Origin of the sequence: Bacillus sp. JUb11 (genome assembly GCF_024807925.1) — a bacterium.
Lineage (GTDB): Bacteria > Bacillota > Bacilli > Bacillales > Bacillaceae > Bacillus > Bacillus altitudinis.
In genome coordinates, this window is the sequence record NZ_JANUEZ010000010.1 from 44,889 (window position 1) to 64,968 (window position 20,080).

General features: G+C 40.5%; 19 protein-coding genes and 1 riboswitch. Of the genes, 17 read left to right on the forward strand and 2 right to left on the reverse strand.

The window, feature by feature from the left end; all coding sequences use genetic code 11:
- Positions 1–3 precede the first annotated feature (3 nt).
- Positions 4–2,109, reverse strand: coding sequence for an ATP-dependent Clp protease ATP-binding subunit (locus M2369_RS17020; RefSeq protein WP_039169142.1), 2,106 nt, complete (start codon positions 2,107–2,109; stop codon positions 4–6).
- 245 nt (positions 2,110–2,354) lie between these two features.
- Here M2369_RS17020 and M2369_RS17025 point away from each other — a divergent pair, with 245 nt between their 5' ends.
- The 6 genes from M2369_RS17025 to M2369_RS17050 all read left to right on the forward strand — a co-directional run bounded on the left by M2369_RS17025 (position 2,355) and on the right by M2369_RS17050 (position 6,485).
- Entirely contained in the window at positions 2,355–3,398 is a 1,044-nt protein-coding gene (locus M2369_RS17025) for a YkvI family membrane protein (RefSeq protein WP_024719650.1), read from the forward strand.
- A 71-nt stretch (positions 3,399–3,469) separates the two neighbouring features.
- Positions 3,470–3,514, forward strand: a riboswitch (PreQ1 riboswitch).
- Between the two features lie 159 nt (positions 3,515–3,673).
- Positions 3,674–4,330 (forward strand): 7-cyano-7-deazaguanine synthase QueC, encoded by a 657-nt coding sequence (gene queC, locus M2369_RS17030; RefSeq protein ID WP_008348090.1) that lies wholly within the window; start codon positions 3,674–3,676, stop codon positions 4,328–4,330.
- A complete protein-coding gene (gene queD, locus M2369_RS17035; protein WP_024719651.1) occupies positions 4,331–4,771 on the forward strand; it encodes a 6-carboxytetrahydropterin synthase QueD in 441 nt (146 codons plus the stop codon).
- On the forward strand, positions 4,764–5,495 hold the full coding sequence (gene queE / locus M2369_RS17040; protein WP_024719652.1) for a 7-carboxy-7-deazaguanine synthase QueE: 732 nt from the start codon (positions 4,764–4,766) through the stop codon (positions 5,493–5,495). The genes queD and queE overlap by 8 nt, the downstream gene beginning before the upstream one ends.
- Before the next feature lie 15 nt (positions 5,496–5,510).
- Positions 5,511–6,008 carry a preQ(1) synthase gene (gene queF, locus M2369_RS17045; RefSeq protein ID WP_003211403.1) on the forward strand — a complete coding sequence of 166 codons (498 nt, stop codon included), beginning with the start codon at positions 5,511–5,513 and terminating at the stop codon, positions 6,006–6,008.
- A gap of 258 nt (positions 6,009–6,266) precedes the next feature.
- On the forward strand, positions 6,267–6,485 hold the full coding sequence (locus tag M2369_RS17050; RefSeq protein WP_017367128.1) for a hypothetical protein: 219 nt from the start codon (positions 6,267–6,269) through the stop codon (positions 6,483–6,485).
- Positions 6,486–6,609: 124 nt separating this feature from the next.
- Here the strand turns inward: M2369_RS17050 and M2369_RS17055 are convergent, their stop codons facing one another.
- Complete coding sequence (locus M2369_RS17055; RefSeq protein ID WP_003211747.1) at positions 6,610–6,798, reverse strand: YkvS family protein; 189 nt, start codon at positions 6,796–6,798, stop codon at positions 6,610–6,612.
- Between the two features lie 167 nt (positions 6,799–6,965).
- Between M2369_RS17055 and M2369_RS17060 the strand changes: the two genes are divergently transcribed.
- From M2369_RS17060 to ptsP, 11 genes are all read left to right on the forward strand, one after another.
- Positions 6,966–7,160: a hypothetical protein gene (locus M2369_RS17060; protein ID WP_008348081.1), complete on the forward strand. Its 195-nt coding sequence runs from the start codon at positions 6,966–6,968 to the stop codon at positions 7,158–7,160.
- 306 nt (positions 7,161–7,466) lie between these two features.
- Positions 7,467–8,120 carry a cell wall hydrolase gene (locus M2369_RS17065; protein WP_024719653.1) on the forward strand — a complete coding sequence of 218 codons (654 nt, stop codon included), beginning with the start codon at positions 7,467–7,469 and terminating at the stop codon, positions 8,118–8,120.
- Between the two features lie 113 nt (positions 8,121–8,233).
- Positions 8,234–9,550, forward strand: coding sequence for a polysaccharide biosynthesis protein (locus M2369_RS17070; RefSeq protein WP_041507392.1), 1,317 nt, complete (start codon positions 8,234–8,236; stop codon positions 9,548–9,550).
- A 54-nt stretch (positions 9,551–9,604) separates the two neighbouring features.
- A complete protein-coding gene (gene stoA / locus M2369_RS17075; protein ID WP_259255149.1) occupies positions 9,605–10,093 on the forward strand; it encodes an endospore biogenesis thiol-disulfide oxidoreductase StoA in 489 nt (162 codons plus the stop codon).
- A 295-nt stretch (positions 10,094–10,388) separates the two neighbouring features.
- Positions 10,389–12,308, forward strand: coding sequence for a heavy metal translocating P-type ATPase (locus M2369_RS17080; protein WP_259255150.1), 1,920 nt, complete (start codon positions 10,389–10,391; stop codon positions 12,306–12,308).
- 104 nt (positions 12,309–12,412) lie between these two features.
- Positions 12,413–13,507, forward strand: a complete 1,095-nt coding sequence (locus tag M2369_RS17085; RefSeq protein WP_041507389.1) for a M24 family metallopeptidase — start codon at positions 12,413–12,415, stop codon at positions 13,505–13,507.
- A gap of 292 nt (positions 13,508–13,799) precedes the next feature.
- Positions 13,800–14,789 (forward strand): LacI family DNA-binding transcriptional regulator, encoded by a 990-nt coding sequence (locus tag M2369_RS17090; protein WP_041507388.1) that lies wholly within the window; start codon positions 13,800–13,802, stop codon positions 14,787–14,789.
- 55 nt (positions 14,790–14,844) lie between these two features.
- Positions 14,845–15,699, forward strand: a complete 855-nt coding sequence (gene glcT, locus M2369_RS17095; RefSeq protein WP_017359435.1) for a glucose PTS transporter transcription antiterminator GlcT — start codon at positions 14,845–14,847, stop codon at positions 15,697–15,699.
- 202 nt (positions 15,700–15,901) lie between these two features.
- Entirely contained in the window at positions 15,902–18,001 is a 2,100-nt protein-coding gene (gene ptsG, locus M2369_RS17100; RefSeq protein WP_024719659.1) for a glucose-specific PTS transporter subunit IIBC, read from the forward strand.
- A 93-nt stretch (positions 18,002–18,094) separates the two neighbouring features.
- The gene (locus M2369_RS17105) at positions 18,095–18,361 is read left to right on the forward strand and encodes a phosphocarrier protein HPr (protein WP_003211078.1); all 267 of its coding nucleotides are present in this window, start codon (positions 18,095–18,097) and stop codon (positions 18,359–18,361) included.
- The gene (gene ptsP, locus M2369_RS17110) at positions 18,361–20,079 is read left to right on the forward strand and encodes a phosphoenolpyruvate--protein phosphotransferase (RefSeq protein WP_008348058.1); all 1,719 of its coding nucleotides are present in this window, start codon (positions 18,361–18,363) and stop codon (positions 20,077–20,079) included. The genes M2369_RS17105 and ptsP overlap by 1 nt, the downstream gene beginning before the upstream one ends.
- Position 20,080 lies beyond the last annotated feature (1 nt).

Genomic DNA, 20,080 nt, shown 5'->3' on the forward strand with positions numbered 1-20,080 from the left:
TACTTAGCTCTTTTTCACAACAATTTCGTCATGTTCAACATCGACTGTAAATCCAGTAAGTTGTTCTTCTTCAAGCAAGATGTCCGTCATTTGATCCTCAACATGCTCTTGAATCGTTCTTCGTAACGGACGAGCCCCAAATGCTGGATGATAACCAAGTTCAGCGATTTTTTCTTTCGCTTCGTTTGTGACGTGAACAGTTAGATTTTGTTCTTTTAACTGCTCTGACAAATCTTTGAGTAGAAGATCCACAATTTTGACTAAATCGTCTTTATCTAATGAATCAAACTGAATGATGCTGTCAAAACGGTTCAAGAATTCCGGTTTGAAATAAGCGCTCAGTGAATCAATCAATGATTGTTCTTCGATGGCTTCTTCTTGTTCAGACTGGAATCCGACTTTGACTGCTTTTTTATCTGTGCTGCCAGCGTTACTTGTCATAATGATGACTGTGTCTTTAAAGCTGACGGTTCTGCCTTGGCTGTCTGTTAGACGGCCATCTTCCATGATTTGAAGGAACATATGCTGGACATCAGGGTGCGCTTTTTCGATTTCATCGAGCAAAATGATGCTGTATGGTTTTCTGCGAACCTTTTCCGTGAGCTGTCCGGCTTCATCATGTCCAACGTAACCAGGAGGAGAACCGATGATTTTGGACACGGAATGTTTCTCCATGTATTCACTCATATCTAAACGAATGATCGCTTCTTTTGAGCCAAATAATTCTTCCGCTAATGTTTTAGACAATTCGGTTTTCCCGACGCCTGTTGGCCCAACGAATAGGAAGGAGCCAGTTGGTCTGTGTTTTGATTTTAAGCCGGCTCTGCTTCTTTTTACGGCTTTCGCCACTTTTTCAACCGCATGTTCCTGACCAATGACGCGGGCTTTTAAGCGGACATCAATTTCTTTCATTTTTGTTTGTTCGTCTGCTTGTAGTTTGCCGACAGGGATACCTGTTTTTTGTTCTACAATCGACTGAATGTCCTCAGCTGTGACGACATGTTCTTTGTCATTTGTTTTGTTTTGCAATCTCGCTTCAATCGCTTCTTCTTCGTCTCGAAGCTTCGCTGCTTTTTCATAGCGTTCTTCATTTAAAGCGGCTTGTTTTTCAGCGGCAATTTGCGCAAGACGGTTTGTTAATTCATCTTCACTTGCTGCATCAATGGAGAGATTCGCTTTTGAACCTGCTTCATCCATTAAATCAATGGCTTTATCTGGCAAGTGGCGGTCTTGAATATACCGCGAAGATAATTGAACACACGCTTTAATGGCTTCGTCAGAATAGGTGACGCCATGATAGGCTTCATACTTATCCTGAATGCCTTTTAAGATCTCGAATGCTTCATCCTGTGTTGGCTCATCAACGATGACAGGTTGGAACCTGCGTTCAAGGGCAGCATCTTTTTCAATCTGACGATACTCTTTTAATGTTGTCGCACCTACTAGCTGCAGTTCCCCTCGAGCTAGAGCTGGTTTCAAAATGTTTCCGGCATCCATTGACCCTTCGGCAGAGCCTGCGCCTACAAGAAGATGAATTTCATCAACGAATAAGATGATATTTTTACGGCTTTGCAATTCTTTGATTAATTGCTTCATCCGTTCCTCAAATTGACCACGTACACCTGTGTTTGCCACAAGTGAAGAGACATCTAATAAATAAACTTGTTTGTTCTTTAATTTATTTGGTACATCTCCATTTGCAATTTTTAGTGCTAGTCCTTCGGCTATGGCCGTTTTACCAACACCAGGTTCACCAATGAGGACAGGATTGTTTTTATTTCTTCTATTTAAAATCTCAATGACTCTTGTGACTTCTTCATCACGGCCAATGACAGGATCGATTAAACCAGCATGTGCGCCATCCGTTAAGTTCCGGCCAAGCTCATCGAGTAAGCCTTTTTGTTTAGGCCGCTCTTGGCTCGTCGCATGTCCTGCTTGCTCAGAGAAGAATGAACCGCCCCCGAAAAGGTTAGGACCCATTTTCATTTTTGACTGTTCCATCAAAGAGGTATAGCAGTCTTCACATAAAACCATTTGGCTACGGGACGAATTTACTTGCATATTCAGGCGAATAGTTGCTTCATTTACTTGACAATGTTGACAACGCATGAGCCATGACCTCCTTAAAATAAAGTTTGACTTTATTTGACCAATGAATGTTAAATAAAATGGTCTGTTGTTTGACCATCTTTGACTATAGTATACTCTGACCTATTTTGACTTTCAACTGTTTTGCTCATAGCTGAATGAAAAATCCTTTTTTGCATTTAATCATGGTTTGTCCTTCTTTTCAAGGAACTTGTTTCATAGGATAAAAAAGAGACAATCGAAAGTGATGGGTGCGGAGGGGTCATATGAAACGTTCAAATGAATCCGCTTTTCAGCTTGCCTTTGTATATGTAGGAACAGTGGTTGGAGCTGGGTTTGCGACAGGAAAAGAAATCGTAGAATTTTTTGTTCGTTTTGGCTGGATTGGATTGATCGGGATTTTGATTAGCGGTGTTATTTTTACCGGCCTTGGCGCAAAAATGATGCTTATTTCCAAACGAATTGAAGCGGAGTCTTATCAAGATATGAATCGGTTTTTATTTGGAGCTGCTGCGAGTCGATATATTAACATCGTCATGTTTTTTATTTTACTAGGTGTGACGTCAGTGATGATTTCTGGCGCAGGCGCTATTTTTGAAGAACAACTTGGCATCTCAAAAGAATATGGTATTTTTTTAACGATTATTTTAAGTGTCATTGTCCTTTTTAAAGGTTCAAAAGGGTTATTTGGTGTCAATGTACTTGTCGTTCCAATGCTGATTTTCTTTTCGCTGATTGTGTTTCTAGACTCATTTGTGTTTAGTAGCGGTGAAAGCCACGTTCTGAGGCTGCAAATGGGAGAGGGCGAATGGATGTTGTCTGCGATTTCATATGGTGCATTTAATTTAGCGCTGTCTCAAGCCGTATTAGTGCCGGTCGCAAACGAAATGACATCCGAAGCTGTGATAAAAAAAGGAGCGGTGCTTGGGGGTCTGATGCTGACACTCATTCTGCTCGCCTGCTTTTTATCCCTTTCTTCATTAGAAATGCTGGAAGCGTATGATATTCCGATGGCCCAAGTGGTGTATCAAGTCGCAAACTCCATTCATCTCATCTATTTATTCGTGATCTTTGGTGAAGTCTTTACATCCGTTATAGGGAATTTATACGGTCTCGAAAGACAGGTGAGGGCGTATATCCGATTGAACAGTATGTATACGATATCCTTTATTCTGCTTTGCTGTTATGTCATCAGTAAAATTGGATACGGCACACTCATTTCAACGGTTTACCCTGTTTTTGGCTATGTCAGTATCTTTTTTATCCTCTTTCTTTGTCTGAAAAAAGTGCCTGCATCACGTGATAAGTAAAGAAGGGATAGCTTGTACACCAATTATGTGGTACACTATCCTCTGTGAAAATTGAACAAAAATCCGTGAAAACGGGAGAGGTTCTAGCAAAACCCTCTATAAAAAACTAAGGACTTGCCGTATCCTTGGATGTGGCATTTTTTATTTTTTATGGCTGGGACACCTCATACACATGTAAAGGTGTCTTTTCTTTTGAGAAAAATAGGGGTTTTCATGAACCTTTCAGATGCAGCTTTGTGCGGAGGTACGGATCTGCAAAAGGAGGAAAAGGAAAAATGAAAAATGAAAAAGCGGTCGTTGTCTTTAGCGGGGGACAAGACAGTACGACATGTTTACTATGGGCACTTCAACAATTTAAAGAGGTTGAAACGGTAACCTTTCATTATAATCAGCGTCATCAAGAAGAAATTGATGTCGCCAAAAGAATTGCTGACAAGCTAGGTGTGAAAAATCATCTATTAGATATGTCACTTTTAAATCAGCTTGCACCCAATGCCTTAACAAGAGATGACATTGATATTGAAGAAAAAGAAGGAGAACTGCCTTCCACATTTGTTCCGGGGAGAAACTTAGTTTTCTTATCATTTGCATCCATTCTTGCGTATCAAATTGGAGCACGTCATATTATCACGGGTGTGTGCGAGACAGACTTTAGCGGCTACCCAGATTGCCGAGATGAGTTTGTGAAATCTTGTAACGTCACCGTGAATTTGGCAATGGAAAAACCATTTGTCATCCATACGCCGCTCATGTGGCTGAATAAAGCTGAAACGTGGAAACTGGCTGATGAACTGAATGCGCTAGATTTTGTGAAAAATGAAACGCTCACTTGCTATAATGGCATCATTTCTGATGGCTGCGGGGAATGTCCTGCATGTAAACTTCGGAAAAATGGCTATGACACTTATATGGACATGAAGGAGGCGAACTAAATGCTTTCTCAAATCTATCCACAGACGAATCATCCATTTTCGTTTGAATTAAATAAAGATATGCATGTATCGGCAGCCCATTTTATCCCGAGAGAAGATGCTGGCGCTTGTAGCCGCGTACATGGTCATACGTATACGATTAACATTACGATTGCAGGAGATCATCTAGATGATTCAGGTTTCCTTGTGAATTTTAGCACGCTAAAAAAACTCATTCATGGACAGTACGACCATACACTGCTCAATGACCATGAAGAATTCTCATCAAATGATCCATATGCGATGCCAACCACTGAGGTTGTCGCAAAGACTGTGTATGATAAAGTGGCCGCATATTTAACGACTTTAGCGAACAAACCAGTATGTGTTCAAGTTTTTGTCAGAGAGACACCAACAAGCTACTGCATTTACCGTCCGAAACGAGTTGAGCTCAATGACTAAAGCGATTCCTGTCTTAGAAATCTTTGGTCCGACCATTCAAGGAGAAGGAATGGTTATTGGTCAAAAAACCATGTTTGTCAGAACGGCTGGCTGTGACTACTCCTGCAGCTGGTGTGATTCATCTTTTACATGGGATGGATCAGCTAAGCATGATATTCAGTGGCTTCAGGCAGAGGACATTGTAAAAGAGCTGAAGAGAATAGGTGGAAAGGCTTTTTCTCATGTCACCATTTCAGGTGGGAATCCTGCGCTTTTAAAACAAATGGAATCACTTATTGATTTATTGCATGAAGAAGGAATTGATACGGCGCTTGAAACGCAGGGAACGATGTATCAAGATTGGTTTTTGAAGATAGATGATTTAACCATTTCTCCAAAACCACCAAGTTCAAATATGAAAACAGATTTTACGAAACTTACACGTATCATAGATGAATTGAAAAATGGAAACAGATTGCAACATGCAAGCCTGAAGGTCGTGATCTTTGATGATCTTGATCTAGCCTATGCAAAGGATGTTCATGCGAAATACCCAGAACTCCCCTTTTATTTGCAGGTGGGAAATGATGATACAACAACAGCTGATGATGCGTACTTATTAACGCACTTATTAAAGAAATACGAAATGCTTGTAGATCAAGTAGCGCAAGACCCTGATTTGAATCGTGTGAGAGTCTTACCACAACTGCACACGCTATTGTGGGGAAATAAACGAGGCGTATAGAAAGGAAGAGACAAAATGACGACAAGAAAACCAGAAGAATTAGAAGGTGTCACTTTACTAGGAAACCAGGGGACCAATTACTTGTTTGACTATGCACCACAAGTGCTTGAAACGTTCCCGAATAAACATACGAATAGAGATTATTTTGTGAAATTCAACTGCCCAGAATTCACATCCCTTTGCCCGCAAACAGGGCAACCAGATTTTGCGACCGTGTATATCAGCTACATCCCAAATGAAATCATGGTCGAAAGTAAATCATTAAAATTATATTTGTTCAGCTTCCGTAACCACGGTGACTTCCATGAGGATTGTATGAATATTATCATGAACGACCTCATTGAATTAATGGACCCAAGATATATCGAAGTGTGGGGCAAATTTACACCAAGAGGCGGTATTTCAATTGATCCGTATACGAACTACGGAAAACCTGGGACAAAGTATGAAGAGATGGCATCGTATCGTATGATGAATCACGATATGTATCCAGAAACGATTGATAATCGCTAATAAATAAGAAAAGACATGTGGATGACATGTCTTTTTTTATGGAATAGATTATGATGGCACATAAAAAAAGAGAAGAGTCATGTCACTCTTCTCATACCAATAGGAATAGAACTTGCTAGGACGGCTGGGGGCTACCAGCTCGTATGTATAGTATACACGACAGAACGTATGTTTGTAAAGGTGTATCATACTTTTATTCTTCATATATTTACTTTAAGATAAATTTGAAACGAGCGAATGAAAATGGAGGCGTTTGTGTTGGCAAACAAAGAAGACAAAACAGAGAAGCTGCTAATGGAATTAAGGGAAGAGCTTCAGATGCTTGAACATCAAAACAAAGAACGATATAAATGGAGTGCCTCCACATTACTTGGAGTGATCGCCCTTTTAATTGATAAAGGCGTGATAACACCTGAAGAAGTTGATATGTACAAAACAAAAGCGGAAATGCAAACCTTTCACGCGCAAAAAGACTGACGCCACTTTATATGGTTGTCAGCCTTTTTCATATGTGATTGTCAAAAGAGAACAGAGCTGTGACACGAGTCAGCTTTGCTGTGTATATCTTTATGTAACGGTAGTCTGAATTGAGGATTGCAAATTAATGTACGGAGTCTTTGATGATTTTATAGTTTTTATGATTAACGACTGTTAGTGAATCCAGTTCTAAATCTCTATAGTTGTCCATAATGGTGACATCCACAATAACAGAGTTTTCATTCACTTTTTCAACTACACCTGTTAAACCATTTCTAAATTCGATCACATTCCCAATTTTTGCAATCTTCAACCGATCCCTCTCCTTTAAAAACAGATTTCATTCCCTATTAAAAAGTATTTTGCAATATTTTCATACCAATGTAAAGGATAAAGACGTTTTTCTTTCGTTTTCGTTGTACGCTTTGAAAACGAATGGTATATTTAATATTTGATCAAGGCTGAAAAGGAGCGATTTTTTTGACTGAAGAACACATCAACACAATACTAGAATCATTACGGAATGGTACTGAAAAACAAGTGACCATTCAAAAGGATGATTTTTTAACATTTCGTTCTGTATTGGTCAATCAAGATGATTTTAAACATTTTCGCGGAATCGCCAAGCATGGTGGAGATGTTATTTTTGAATATCTTAAAGAAGCAAGAAGCTAAAGCTTTTTCTCATTCATGAGAAAAAGCTTTTTATTTTGGTTCTTTTGTCACACTTCAAACCAGCTTGATACATATGAAAAGAAAATGTAATAACCCATAATCAGGAGCATAAGGATGATTATAGGCTAAAAAGAGACTATATTAAACGCTTACATTACCAGTTCATGCGTATTTCAACTAGGACATGCCATTTAATGACGGAATTTGGACAGGCATGAAAATCTTTGTGCGTGAAAATAGAAGAAGCTCTTGTTAGAGTGGACAAGTATCTTACGGCCTACATTAATTAAGGGAGGAATGAGGCGAATGATCAAAATTCATACAGCTCTTTTTGCCATCCTTATGCTCATCTCAGCGATCAAGATGGACAATATACAAGAGCAAGAAGGCACATTAAGTCAGAAACTTGAACAAGCACCTGAAAAGCATCAGCTTTCATATATAGATCAAGATGAAAAGCATACCGTGATCCCAGCGTTTTCAGAGGAGAAACATCAGCCGAAAGTGAAAATGCTAAGCACGTCAACAGAGGAGAAGGCATCTAAACCGAAGCCGAAGAAAAAGGAAACGGCAAAGCCAGCAAGCTCAAGAAATCAATCACACTATTCTAATGAAGAAATGGACTTGCTTTCTCGGTTGGTACATGCCGAAGCAAAAGGTGAATCTTACGCAGGGAAAAAAGCGGTAGCAAGCGTCGTCTTAAACCGCGTGGAACACCGCTCTTTTCCTGACAGTGTCAGAGGCGTGATTTATCAGCGAAATGCCTTCCAGCCCGTATCAAATGGAAGTATCAATGATAAGGCAGACCAGGATTCCGTAAAAGCTGTGAAGCAGGTTGTCAAAGAAGATGACAGAACAACAAAGGCGATTTATTTTTATAATCCAAAAACGGCGACAGATAACTGGATTCGTTCTCGTAAAATTGTAGAACGCATTGGCCGTCACGTGTTTGCAGTGTAAAGAAAAGCAGCGATCAATCAGTCGCTGTTTTTTTGTCTTCAATTATTAAAATATTTTCAGGACTTGTCTCATAGAATGTGAAAAGAATTTGCTTTTAGACAAGGGGAGGCTACATGAATCGATTTGTAAAAGGGGTCATTCTGCTATCTGTCGCAGCTTTCATTGCTGAGTGTATCGAGTTTTTAGTCAATATGATTTTAGCGAGAGAGCTTGGAGAACATGGAATGGGTTTATATATGAGCATCCTTCCCATCATCATGCTTGTTCTTGTGATCGCCAGCTTAGAGCTGCCAGTCTCCATTTCTAAATTCATTGCAGAATCGCATGAGCGGCTTCATAAAAGTATGCTTCGCCATGCATTTAAAATGACGCTTGTGGTGACATGCACAACAACGACAATAGCAGCCATTGTACTGCCTTTCATTCCTGTATTTCAATCGTATCATCCGCTGATGAAGGGATTGGTTCTGTCACTTATTCCAATCATCGCATTTACGTCCATTGCACGCGGTTATTTTATGGGCAAGCAGCAAATGGGTAGAATTGCTCTAGCCAATATGCTGAAAAAAACGATCCAGCTTATCTGTTTATTTTTGTTTTTTCATTGGTATTCGTTTGATATTGAAACAGCGGTGCTTATCGCGATTGGTGTGATTGTTGCAAGTGATCTCGTCGTCTTTATCTATTTATATTCCCAATACGTCATGGCGAAAAATGCTGTGAATGTCAGATCGGTTGAGTTAAGAGGGATTGACGTCAGAAAACGTTTGTTAGCAGTCTCCATTCCGACAACAGGTATGCGTATCTTTCATGCCATTGCTAATGCGGTTGAACCGTTTTTAATCAAAGGAGCCCTTGTTGCAGCGGGCATTTCTGGTACGCTTGCTGTTGATCATTACGGAATGCTTGCTGGCGTAGCGATGTCGATTGGGTTTTTTCCGGCGTTTATCGCTCATTCCATTATGATTGTGATGATTCCGAATGTATCAGAAGCCTATGCCTTGGGGCAGTATGATCTCGTGAAAAAACGTGTCAGACAAGCGATTCTCATTACGTTTGGATATGGGGTGCCAGCGGTGATGATCATGTATTATTTCGCTTATCCGCTCACGCAGCTCTTTTTTGACTCACCTCAAGCAGCCGTCTACTTGCAGCTGCTCTGGCCTTACTTCTTATGCCACCTGTTCGTCATGCCGTTTCAAGCGTGTTTAATCGGTATGGGTCTCATTAAAGATGTGTTCCTACATAATATATGGGTGCACGTGGTGTCGTTCTCTATGGTGTATTTCCTAGGGTCCATTGAATCCTTAAATATGATGGGCGTTATCTTAGGGATGAACACGGGGATGCTGCTTTTAACGGCTTTGCATTATGCAACGATTTGCAAGGAACTCGGCGTCTCCATGTTTCTTACATTGAAAAAAGCTTGAATGTCATGTGCAGCTAGCGGGCAAGCTATAGGAAAATCAGGAAGGAAGATGCTGATGAATCGTAAATATATACCCGCCAGTCTTCTCATGATGACCCTTCTTTTATTTCTGATGAGCATAGAGGCTGAAGCAAAAGAGCCTGTAATGGCGCCGAGGATAGAAGCTCCTACATTAACAGGTGAAACGCAGGTGATCCCGGTGAAAGGGAAGCGGACCATCCTGCATTTTTGGACAACGTGGTGCCCGTCCTGCAAAATGGAGCTGCCAGCTTTTGAACAGATCGTGAAAGAAAATCAAAGTGATGTAGACATACTGACTGTTAATTTACTTGGTGCTGAGCAAAGCAAGCATGCAGTTGCCCAATTTGTGAAAGACAGAAAGTTTACATTTCCGATCGTTCTCGATGAGCACGGCGAAATGATGAAGAAATACCAAATCATTACGATCCCGACGACCTTTTTCATCAATGAAAAGGGTGAAGTGGTCAAAAACCATGTAGGTCCGCTGACGAAAAAACAAATCAAAGAGTGGACAAATTTGTAGAACACAAGCTTTCTGTAAAGAACCAATGGGCGATCCATTGGTTCTTTTTTGTGTTCAATTACCTTTCAGATGAATAAAATGTGCTCAGAAAGAGGAAGAAATTTCGGACGCTAATAATGATAATTATTATCAAAAAGAAATTATAATAATTATTAATTGAAAATTGATCAGAACCTGTTATAATGAGTTACAGACCTATAAAAAGCTTGAAATAGCAGAAAATATAGATGGTAAACGGAACGGGCAACGATTGATAATGTGAAAATCATTATCAATTAGAGAGGAGAAAGTAATCATGAATGAGAATACAGCACTTTATCAAACGACAGATCAAAAGGGATCCAACTCGCTCTTTCAAAAATGGGCACAGCACGGGGAATTAATCGCAGCAGGCATTTCGGGAATTCTCATCTTGATTGGATGGTTTCTAAAGGATGAAACGATGTGGAGTATTCCTCTTTTCATTCTTGCTTTTGTTATTGGTGGTTTTGCAAAGGCAAAGGAAGGAATTGAAGAAACCATTTCATCCAAGACATTAAATGTAGAACTTTTAATGATATTTGCTGCGATAGGCTCAGCGATCATTGGCTACTGGGCAGAGGGCGCCATTTTAATTTTTATTTTTTCGCTTAGCGGTGCGCTAGAAACGTATACGTCAAATAAAAGTAAAAAAGACTTAACGGCCTTAATGAGTATCGCTCCAGATGAAGCCACTTTAATTGAAGAAGATGGCACCACCATCCAAATCGCTGCTTCTTCACTTACGCCAGGCGACCGTATTTTAATCAAAGCGGGCGAACGAATTGCAGCAGATGGTGTGATCATGAGCGGAAGAACAAGTGTAGACGAATCTGCCTTAACGGGTGAATCGGTGCCTCAGGAAAAAGGGCAAGGGGAAGATGTGTTTGCAGGAACAGTGAATTTAAATGGTTCATTAACAGTAGAAGTAACAAAACATAATGAAGAAACACTTTTTCATAAAATCATTAAGCTGGTGGAATCTGCACAAGAAAGTGTATCGCCAAGCCAAGCATTTATTGAAAAATTTGAAGGTGCCTATGTAAAAGGTGTGCTCATCACTGTAGCGATTTTAATGTTCCTGCCTCATTTTGTACTTGGCTGGAGCATGAGTGAAACGTTCTACCGTGCGATGGTGTTTATGGTAGTTGCCTCGCCTTGTGCACTTGTTGCCTCAATTATGCCAGCAGCTCTTTCACTCATCTCAAACGGTGCAAGAAACGGTATGCTTGTAAAAGGAAGTGTCTTTTTAGAAAAACTGGGCACAAGTACGATGATTGCATTTGATAAAACGGGTACGATTACAAGTGGAAAACCAGCTGTTGAAAAAGTGGTTTTGGCAAAAGGGCAAGATGAATCGACCTTTTATCATGCACTCTATCAAATTGAAAGTCAGTCAAACCATCCATTAGCTAAAGCCATTTCTGATATGGCAAAAGAGCATCATACAGAGCGGACAGCCCACGTAACCATTGAAGAAACATCAGGTTTTGGTGTGGAAGCACAATTAAATGAGGACACATGGCGGATTGGGAAGAAAGATTTTGCCGGAAAAGCTGCAATGGATCGTGACATTGAAGAGAATGGTGATGTTCTTTCATCCAAAGGATACACAGTTGTCTATGTCCAAAAAAATCAAGAAGTCGTCGGCTGTCTCGGTTTGAAGGATCAAATTAGACCTGAAGCCAAAAAAATGATTCAGGAGCTGAATGATTTAGGCATCCAAACCGTCATGCTCACAGGGGATCAGCAAAAAACAGCTGAAGCGATTGCAGAGGAAGCAGGCATCCAAACCGTTGTCGCTGAATGTCTTCCAGATGAAAAGGTACACGAAGTCAATCAACTGAAAAAACAAGGTGATTCGATCATTATGGTCGGAGATGGAATCAATGATGCACCTGCACTCGCCACAGCGGATGTTGGCGTCGCAATGGGCGGAGGCACAGATGTTGCTTTAGAAACAGCAGATCTCATTTTAATGAAAAATAACTTAAACAATCTAACAAAGATGATCCGTCTTTCAAGAAAGATGAACCGAATCATTAAACAAAACATCATCTTTTCATTAACAGTTATTTGTTTGTTAATCTGTGCGAATTTCTTACAAGTACTTGATTTACCTTTTGGTGTCATTGGACATGAAGGCAGTACGATTTTGGTTATTTTAAACGGACTTCGTTTGCTTCGTGCTTCTTAAGCAAATCACAAAAGCGCACTGGCTTTAGGTCAGTGCGCTTTTGTGCGAAATACAGTGAAAACTGATACAATAGATCAGTAGTCAAACGTGTGAGGAGGATCACGATGAATCGAATGAAAAACTTGTCTTCTTGGCTTAAGAAAAAAGACATTCAAGGTGCATTTATACATACAAAGGAGAATGTATTCTATCTATCTGGATACTTCACAGAGCCGCATGAAAGAGTGATGGGGCTGTTTGTTTTTCAGGAAGCAGATCCATTTTTCATTTTGCCTAAGATGGAAGTTGAGCAAGCAAAAAATGCGGGATGGGCTGGAGATCTCATTGGATATGAAGACCATGAAAACCCCTTTGATTTCATACAAAAGGCACTAGAAAAACGAGGAGTAAAAGCGACTCGCCTAGCGATTGAAAAAGAATCCATTCCTTTGCAAAGAGCAGAGCAGCTTCAAGCTGTCACTGGGGCAGAAACATTCGTCCGGGCAGAAGATGTGCTCAATCAGCTAAGACTAATTAAAGACGAAGCTGAAATTGAAACATTGAAAAAAGCTGCTCAATTGGCAGACGAAGGCGTCAAAATTGGGGTTCATGCCCTAAAAGAAGGGGTGACGGAAACCGAAGTTCTTGCTGTCATCGAATATGAACTGAAGAAAAAAGGCATTCAGGGCATGTCCTTTTCAACCATGGTACTATTCGGAGAAAAATCAGGAGAACCTCATGGAAATCCGGGGCAGGCAGCCTTGAAAAAAGGTGATTTTGTTTTATTTGACCTCGGCGTGATTGTGGATGGCTATTGTTCAGATATTACAAGAACCTTCATCTATCAAGAAGCGTCTGAACAACAAAAAGATATTTACAACACCGTCTTGAAAGCCGAATTGGCAGCACTTGATATGAGCCAGCCGGGTGTGAGGATTGGTGACCTTGACTTAAAAGCAAGAGGGCTGATCGCAGAAGCAGGATATGGCGATTACTTCCCGCACCGTCTAGGGCATGGACTCGGGGTTTCTGTTCATGAGTTCCCTTCTATGAGTCAAGCAAATGATGACCTTCTAAAAGAAGGGATGGTCTATACGATCGAGCCGGGTATTTATGTACCAGGAGTCGGCGGGGTTAGAATTGAAGACGATGTTCTCATTACAAAAGATGGCCCAGTCACCTTAACCAATTATCCAAAAGAGTTGACGATCATCAAGTAATGAAAAAAATCACGATGAACGTCCAAGTATTGGGAGCGTCATCGTGATTTTTTTGTCACTCTTTGCGATCCTTATCAACAAAAAAATCATCAATTGATTGAAACGGCTTGATTTTATGTTCTTTTCCTAAAGGATGTAGTGCGAATCGAGCAGAAAACAAAATAGTCAAACATAATATGATCCATATGATAATACCCATCTTGAATTCCCCTTTCCACCCAGTGATTTGTTCAGCTCACATACATCTTAAAGTATGAAACGCTTACCATATCAAGAGAAAGTAGGAGAAAAAATGCCTAACATAAGGGATATTGCGAAAAGAGCGGGTGTATCTGTTACCACCGTATCACGAGTGATGAATGATCATCCTTATGTCAAAGAAGAAAAGCGAGAGCGCGTACTTAGTGCGATGAAAGAGCTCAAATATACACGGAATATTCAGGCAGTGCATTTAGCAAAGGGCTATTCCAATATGCTTGGAATTGTACTTCCGACAATTGATCACTCCTATTTCAGCGGAATTGTCACAGGGATTGCAGAGAAAGCACAGGAGTGCGGAATGCATTTTGCCTTGTTTCAAACAGGATATGACCCATTAAAGGAAAAAGAAGCATTAATGAGCTTAAAAGAGCAGCGTGTGGATGGTTTAATCTTTTGCTCAAATGCATTAATTGATCGAGAAATTTTAAAGTGGCAGGAATCTGGTCCTATTATCTTTTGTCATCCTACTCCGCATGATACATGTTCATCGGTATCGATTGCGCATGATCAGGCTTTTAAGGAAGGGCTTGAACACTTAGCGGCATGCGGTCATGAGCGAATCGCAATCGTTCTTGCTAGAACAGAAGGGGAGAACAGCCAAGTTCGAATTCAGACTTATCAAGAAATGATGCAGTCGCTTGGGCAGGACATTGATGAAGAATGGGTCATTGAAGGAAAACTGACCATTTTTGATGGCAAGCAATTATTTACAGAATGGAAAGAGATGAAAAATCGTCCGACAGCCTTACTGATTACAAACGATGATGTCTCAGCAGGTTTTTTACTAGAGGCACAGCGTCACCAAATAAACGTTGGAGAATCACCAGCCATACTTGGCTTTCAAAACGATCAATTGAGTGAAGCATTGGGGATTTCTAGTATAGATATTCCTCTCAAACAAATGGGGCAGGAAGCATTTGACTTGTTTAATCGAGTATTACAAGGTGAGGCACCAGAAAAAAGGGTGCTGTCATATCGACTCGTTGAGCGCACAACGACTATTTTGAAAAACAATCGTTGACGCACGTTTCATCTGTTTTGTACGATAAGAAGGATTGAATAAGAAGGAGGTGGGGATGTTCATGGAATCCTTCACCGTTGATAAAGCGTTAAATAATAATGTCATCATCGCAAAACACCCTTCTTTAGGCGAAGTGGTCCTGATTGATAAAGGGATCGGCTTTGGGAAAAAATCGGGTGACGTTCTCGATCAAGCGGCATTTGAGAAAATGTTTGTGTTAAAGAATACAAAAGAGCAAACAGAATACAAACAATTGCTGCACCACATTAATGAGGACATGATTGAGCTTGCCAATGACGTCATTTATCATATACGAGAAAAAATGGGGCATCGTTTAAATGAGCATATTCATATTGCACTGACAGATCATATTGCCTTTAGTTTTAAACGAGTTAAGCAAGGCTATGATATCACCAATCCTTTTATGCTTGAAACGAAATCCTTATACCCGAAAGAATATGAGGTCGCAAAGGAAGTCGTGGAACTGATAAATGCGCGGCCAGATGTTGAAACAAAGCTGCCCGAAGGAGAGATTGGGTTTATTGCGCTCCACATTCACTCTGCTTTAACGAACCGGCCTTTATCCGAGGTCAACCGTCATTCGCAGCTCATGACACAAATGGTCCAAGTCATAGAAGATGCATTTCATATGAAAGTAGATAGAGAAAGTATTCATTATTTACGCTTACTGCGCCATATTACGTTTTCGATTGAGCGTATTAAACGGGAAGAATCATTAGAGGAGCCAGAAAAGTTGCTTCATCTATTGAAAAATGAATATCCTTTATGCTACAATACTGCTTGGAAAATGATCAAAATTTTGCAACATGCATTGAAAAAGCCTGTACAAGATGCCGAAGCTGTCTATTTGACACTTCACCTGTACAGATTGACGAATAAAATTTCATAGTTTCCTTGAAACGTGTAACTGATTCGATCAGGCATGAGTGACTTAAGGTAAATACAGGATAAGATCCTGTTATTTGCGCAACCTTATATCACCATGCCTTTTTTGTGTTCTGAAAGTGAAATGTAAACGGTTAATTATGAAATGTACGTCAGTGTGTAATTGAAATGCATGTTGTAAGCGAAAACAAAAGGAGGTTCAACCAGTGTTTAAATCACTTTTTGGTGTGTTGCAAAAAATTGGACGAGCACTTATGCTTCCAGTTGCGATCCTTCCTGCTGCTGGTATTTTACTAGCACTCGGAAATGCGATGCAAAATCCGCAGCTGATTGATGTCGCTCAATTTTTAAGCAATGATACAATTCAGCTTGTTGCTAGTGTTATGGAGAATGCGGGGAATATTGTCTTCTCGAATCTTCCACTCCTATTTGCTGTAGGGGTTGCCATCGGTCTTGCCAATGGAGACGGTGTGGCAGGGATTGCCGCGATCATCGGTTACCTTGTCATGAACGTAACGATGAGTGCCGTATTAATGGCCAACGGTTCCATTCCATCCGATTCAATCAAATTGGCTAAGTTCTTTAAGGAAAGTCATCCAGCGTATGTGAATATGCTCGGCATACCGACCTTGTCTACCGGCGTGTTTGGCGGGATTATTGTCGGGGTATTAGCCGCTTATATGTTTAATAAATTTTACAAAATTGAGCTCCCGCAATATCTTGGCTTCTTTGCTGGTAAGCGTTTTGTTCCAATCGTTACGTCGATTTCAGCACTTATTTTAGGGCTTTTGATGCTCGTCATTTGGCCGCCAATCCAAGGTGCATTGAACTCATTTTCAACTGGACTGCTTGCAGCGAATGAGCCGCTAGCTGCCTTTGTATTCGGTGTCATTGAACGCTCATTAATTCCGTTTGGTCTGCACCACATATTCTACGCACCATTCTGGTATGAATTTTTTAGCTATAAGAGCTTATCAGGAGATATTATCCGTGGTGACCAGCGTATTTTCATGGCGCAAATCAAAGATGGTGTTCAGCTGACAGCTGGGACATTCATGACAGGGAAATATCCGTTCATGATGTTTGGACTTCCAGCAGCAGCACTTGCGATTTACCATGAAGCAAAACCTAAGAATAAAAAACTTGTAGCAGGAATTATGGGGTCAGCGGCCCTTACTTCTTTCCTAACAGGGATCACTGAACCGCTTGAATTCTCATTCTTGTTTGTTGCACCGATATTATTTGCGATTCACTGTGTATTCGCTGGATTATCCTTTATGATAATGGATATTCTAAACGTGAAAATCGGGATGACCTTCTCAGGAGGGTTAATCGACTTCTTCCTATTTGGTATCCTGCCAAATAGAACCGCTTGGTGGCTTGTTATTCCAGTCGGTCTCGTACTGGCTGTCATTTACTACTTCGGATTCAGATTTGCGATTCGCAAGTTTAATCTGAAAACGCCAGGACGAGAAGATGAAGCAGCTGACGGTGCAAGCAGCGCTCAATCTGGAAAAGGCGATGACTTACCTTATGAAATTCTTGAAGCAATGGGTGACCAAGAAAACATTAAACACCTAGATGCTTGTATTACGCGTTTACGTGTCACTGTAAATGATCAGAAAAAAGTGGATAAAGACCGCTTGAAAAAGCTTGGCGCTTCAGGTGTCCTTGAAGTAGGGAATAACATCCAGGCCATCTTTGGACCACGCTCTGATAATTTAAAAACACAAATGCAAGACATTATTGCAGGGCGCACACCTCGACCAGCGAAAGACCCTTCTGCAAAAGAAGAAGTCAGTCAGCAGGTTGAAGAAGTCATTGCAAAACCGCTTCAAAACGAACAAGGGGAAGAAACGTTTGCTTCACCAATTACAGGGGAGCTGCATCCAATTACAGATGTGCCAGATCAAGTATTCTCAGGGAAAATGATGGGTGACGGTTTTGCTATCTTGCCAAAAGAGGGAACAGTGGTTTCACCAGTAAGAGGAAAAATCTTAAATGTGTTCCCAACAAAACACGCCATCGGCCTCCAGTCTGATGGTGGACTTGAAATCTTGATTCACTTCGGGATTGATACAGTCAGCCTCAAAGGAGAAGGATTTGAAGCATTTGTACAAGAGGGAGACCAAGTAGAAATCGGTCAAAAACTTTTAGAGGTTGATATTGATAAAATTAAGTCAGAAGTACCATCTTTAATGACACCAATTGTATTTACAAACTTAAGTGAAGGACAATTTATTGACCTTCAAGAATCCGGTGAAATCAAAGCTGGCCAAGAAAACATCATGAAAATTTCAAAATAATTTTCATAACTGCCGTTCTTGTTAGATGACAAGCTCGGCAGTATGATATAATATTGTGGATGTATGAAATGTATAAAAAGGAGATTGATAAAAATGGCTCAACAAACATTCAAAGTAACTGCAGATTCTGGAATTCACGCACGTCCTGCAACAGTTCTTGTACAAACTGCTAGTAAATATGATGCTGATATCAACTTAGAATATAATGGTAAAACAGTGAACCTGAAATCTATTATGGGTGTAATGTCTCTAGGAATTGCGAAAGGTGCTACAATCACAATCTCTGCTTCTGGTTCTGATGAAAATGATGCACTTGCTGCGCTAAAAGACACAATGAAAAGTGAAGGCCTAGGCGAGTAATGCAACAACTGAAAGGAATCGGTGCTTCAGCAGGCGTTGCGATTGCAAAAGCATATCGTCTGGAAGAACCAGATTTAACAGTTCACCAAAAAGACATCAATGATCCAGAGACAGAAGTGAAACGCTTTGAAGAAGCAATTCATGTTTCAAAGCAAGAACTTGAAGCAATTAAAGAGCATGCGCTAAAAGAACTTGGCCAAGATAAAGCGGATATTTTTTCTGCACACCTTCTTGTGTTAAGTGATCCAGAGCTGCTCAACCCAGTGAAGGATAAAATCACATCGGATAAAGTAAATGCTGAATTTGCTTTAAAAGAAACAGCAACAATGTTTGTTACAATGTTTGAAGCAATGGACAATGAATACATGAAAGAACGTGCAGCGGATATTCGCGACGTTACAAAACGTGTCACTGGTCATTTGCTAGGCGTTGACATTCCAAACCCAAGTATGATTTCTGAAGAAGTCATTATCATTGCTGAAGATTTAACACCTTCTGATACAGCTCAGCTGAACAGACAATTCGTCAAAGGTTTTGCGACAGATATCGGTGGTCGTACTTCTCACTCAGCAATTATGGCAAGATCAATGGAGATTCCAGCCGTTGTTGGAACAAAAGAAGCAACAAAAACGGTGAAAAACAATGATCTGATCATTGTTGATGGTATTAGCGGAGACGTCATCATTCAGCCTTCTGAAGATGAAGTGAAAGCGTATCAAAAAAAGCATGAAGACTACTTAGCTCAAAAAGCGGAATGGGCGAAACTTGTTGACCAGCCAACGGTCACAAAAGACGGCGTTCACGTAGAGCTAGCTGCAAATATCGGAACACCTGAAGATGTGAAAGGTGTACTTGAAAATGGCGGCGAAGCAGTTGGATTGTACCGTACAGAATTTTTATACATGGGCAGAGATCAGCTCCCAACAGAAGAAGAGCAGTTCGATGCGTATAAAACCGTTTTAGAGAAGATGGAAGGCAAAGCAGTGGTTGTCCGCACACTAGATATTGGTGGCGATAAAGAACTTCCTTACTTGCAGCTTCCAAAAGAAATGAACCCGTTCCTTGGCTATAGAGCGATCCGCCTTTGCCTTGAAGAGCAGGAGATTTTCAGAACACAGCTACGCGCGTTACTTCGTGCAAGTACATATGGAAACTTGAAAATCATGTTCCCTATGATCGCGACGTTATCAGAATTTAGAGAAGCAAAAGCTATTTTACTTGAAGAAAAAGAAGCATTGGTTGCTGCTGGTACAGAAGTATCTGATTCCATTGAAATCGGAATGATGGTAGAAATTCCATCAACAGCTGTTATCGCAGATCAATTTGCAAAAGAAGTAGATTTCTTCAGTATTGGAACAAATGATTTGATTCAATACACAATGGCTGCTGATCGAATGAACGAACGAGTGTCTTATCTTTACCAGCCATACAATCCAGCTATTTTACGCCTCATAACGCTTGTGATTGAAGCAGCGCATAAAGAAGGTAAATGGGTTGGCATGTGCGGTGAGATGGCAGGAGATGAAATCGCAATCCCGCTCCTACTTGGATTAGGATTAGATGAATTTTCAATGAGCGCAACATCGATTCTTCCAGCAAGAACGCAGTTAAGCAAGCTTTCTAAGGAAGAAGCTGCATCATTTAAAGAGCATATCTTATCACTTAGTACAACTGAAGAAGTGGTTGATTTCGTGAAAAAAACGTTTCAACATAACTAGG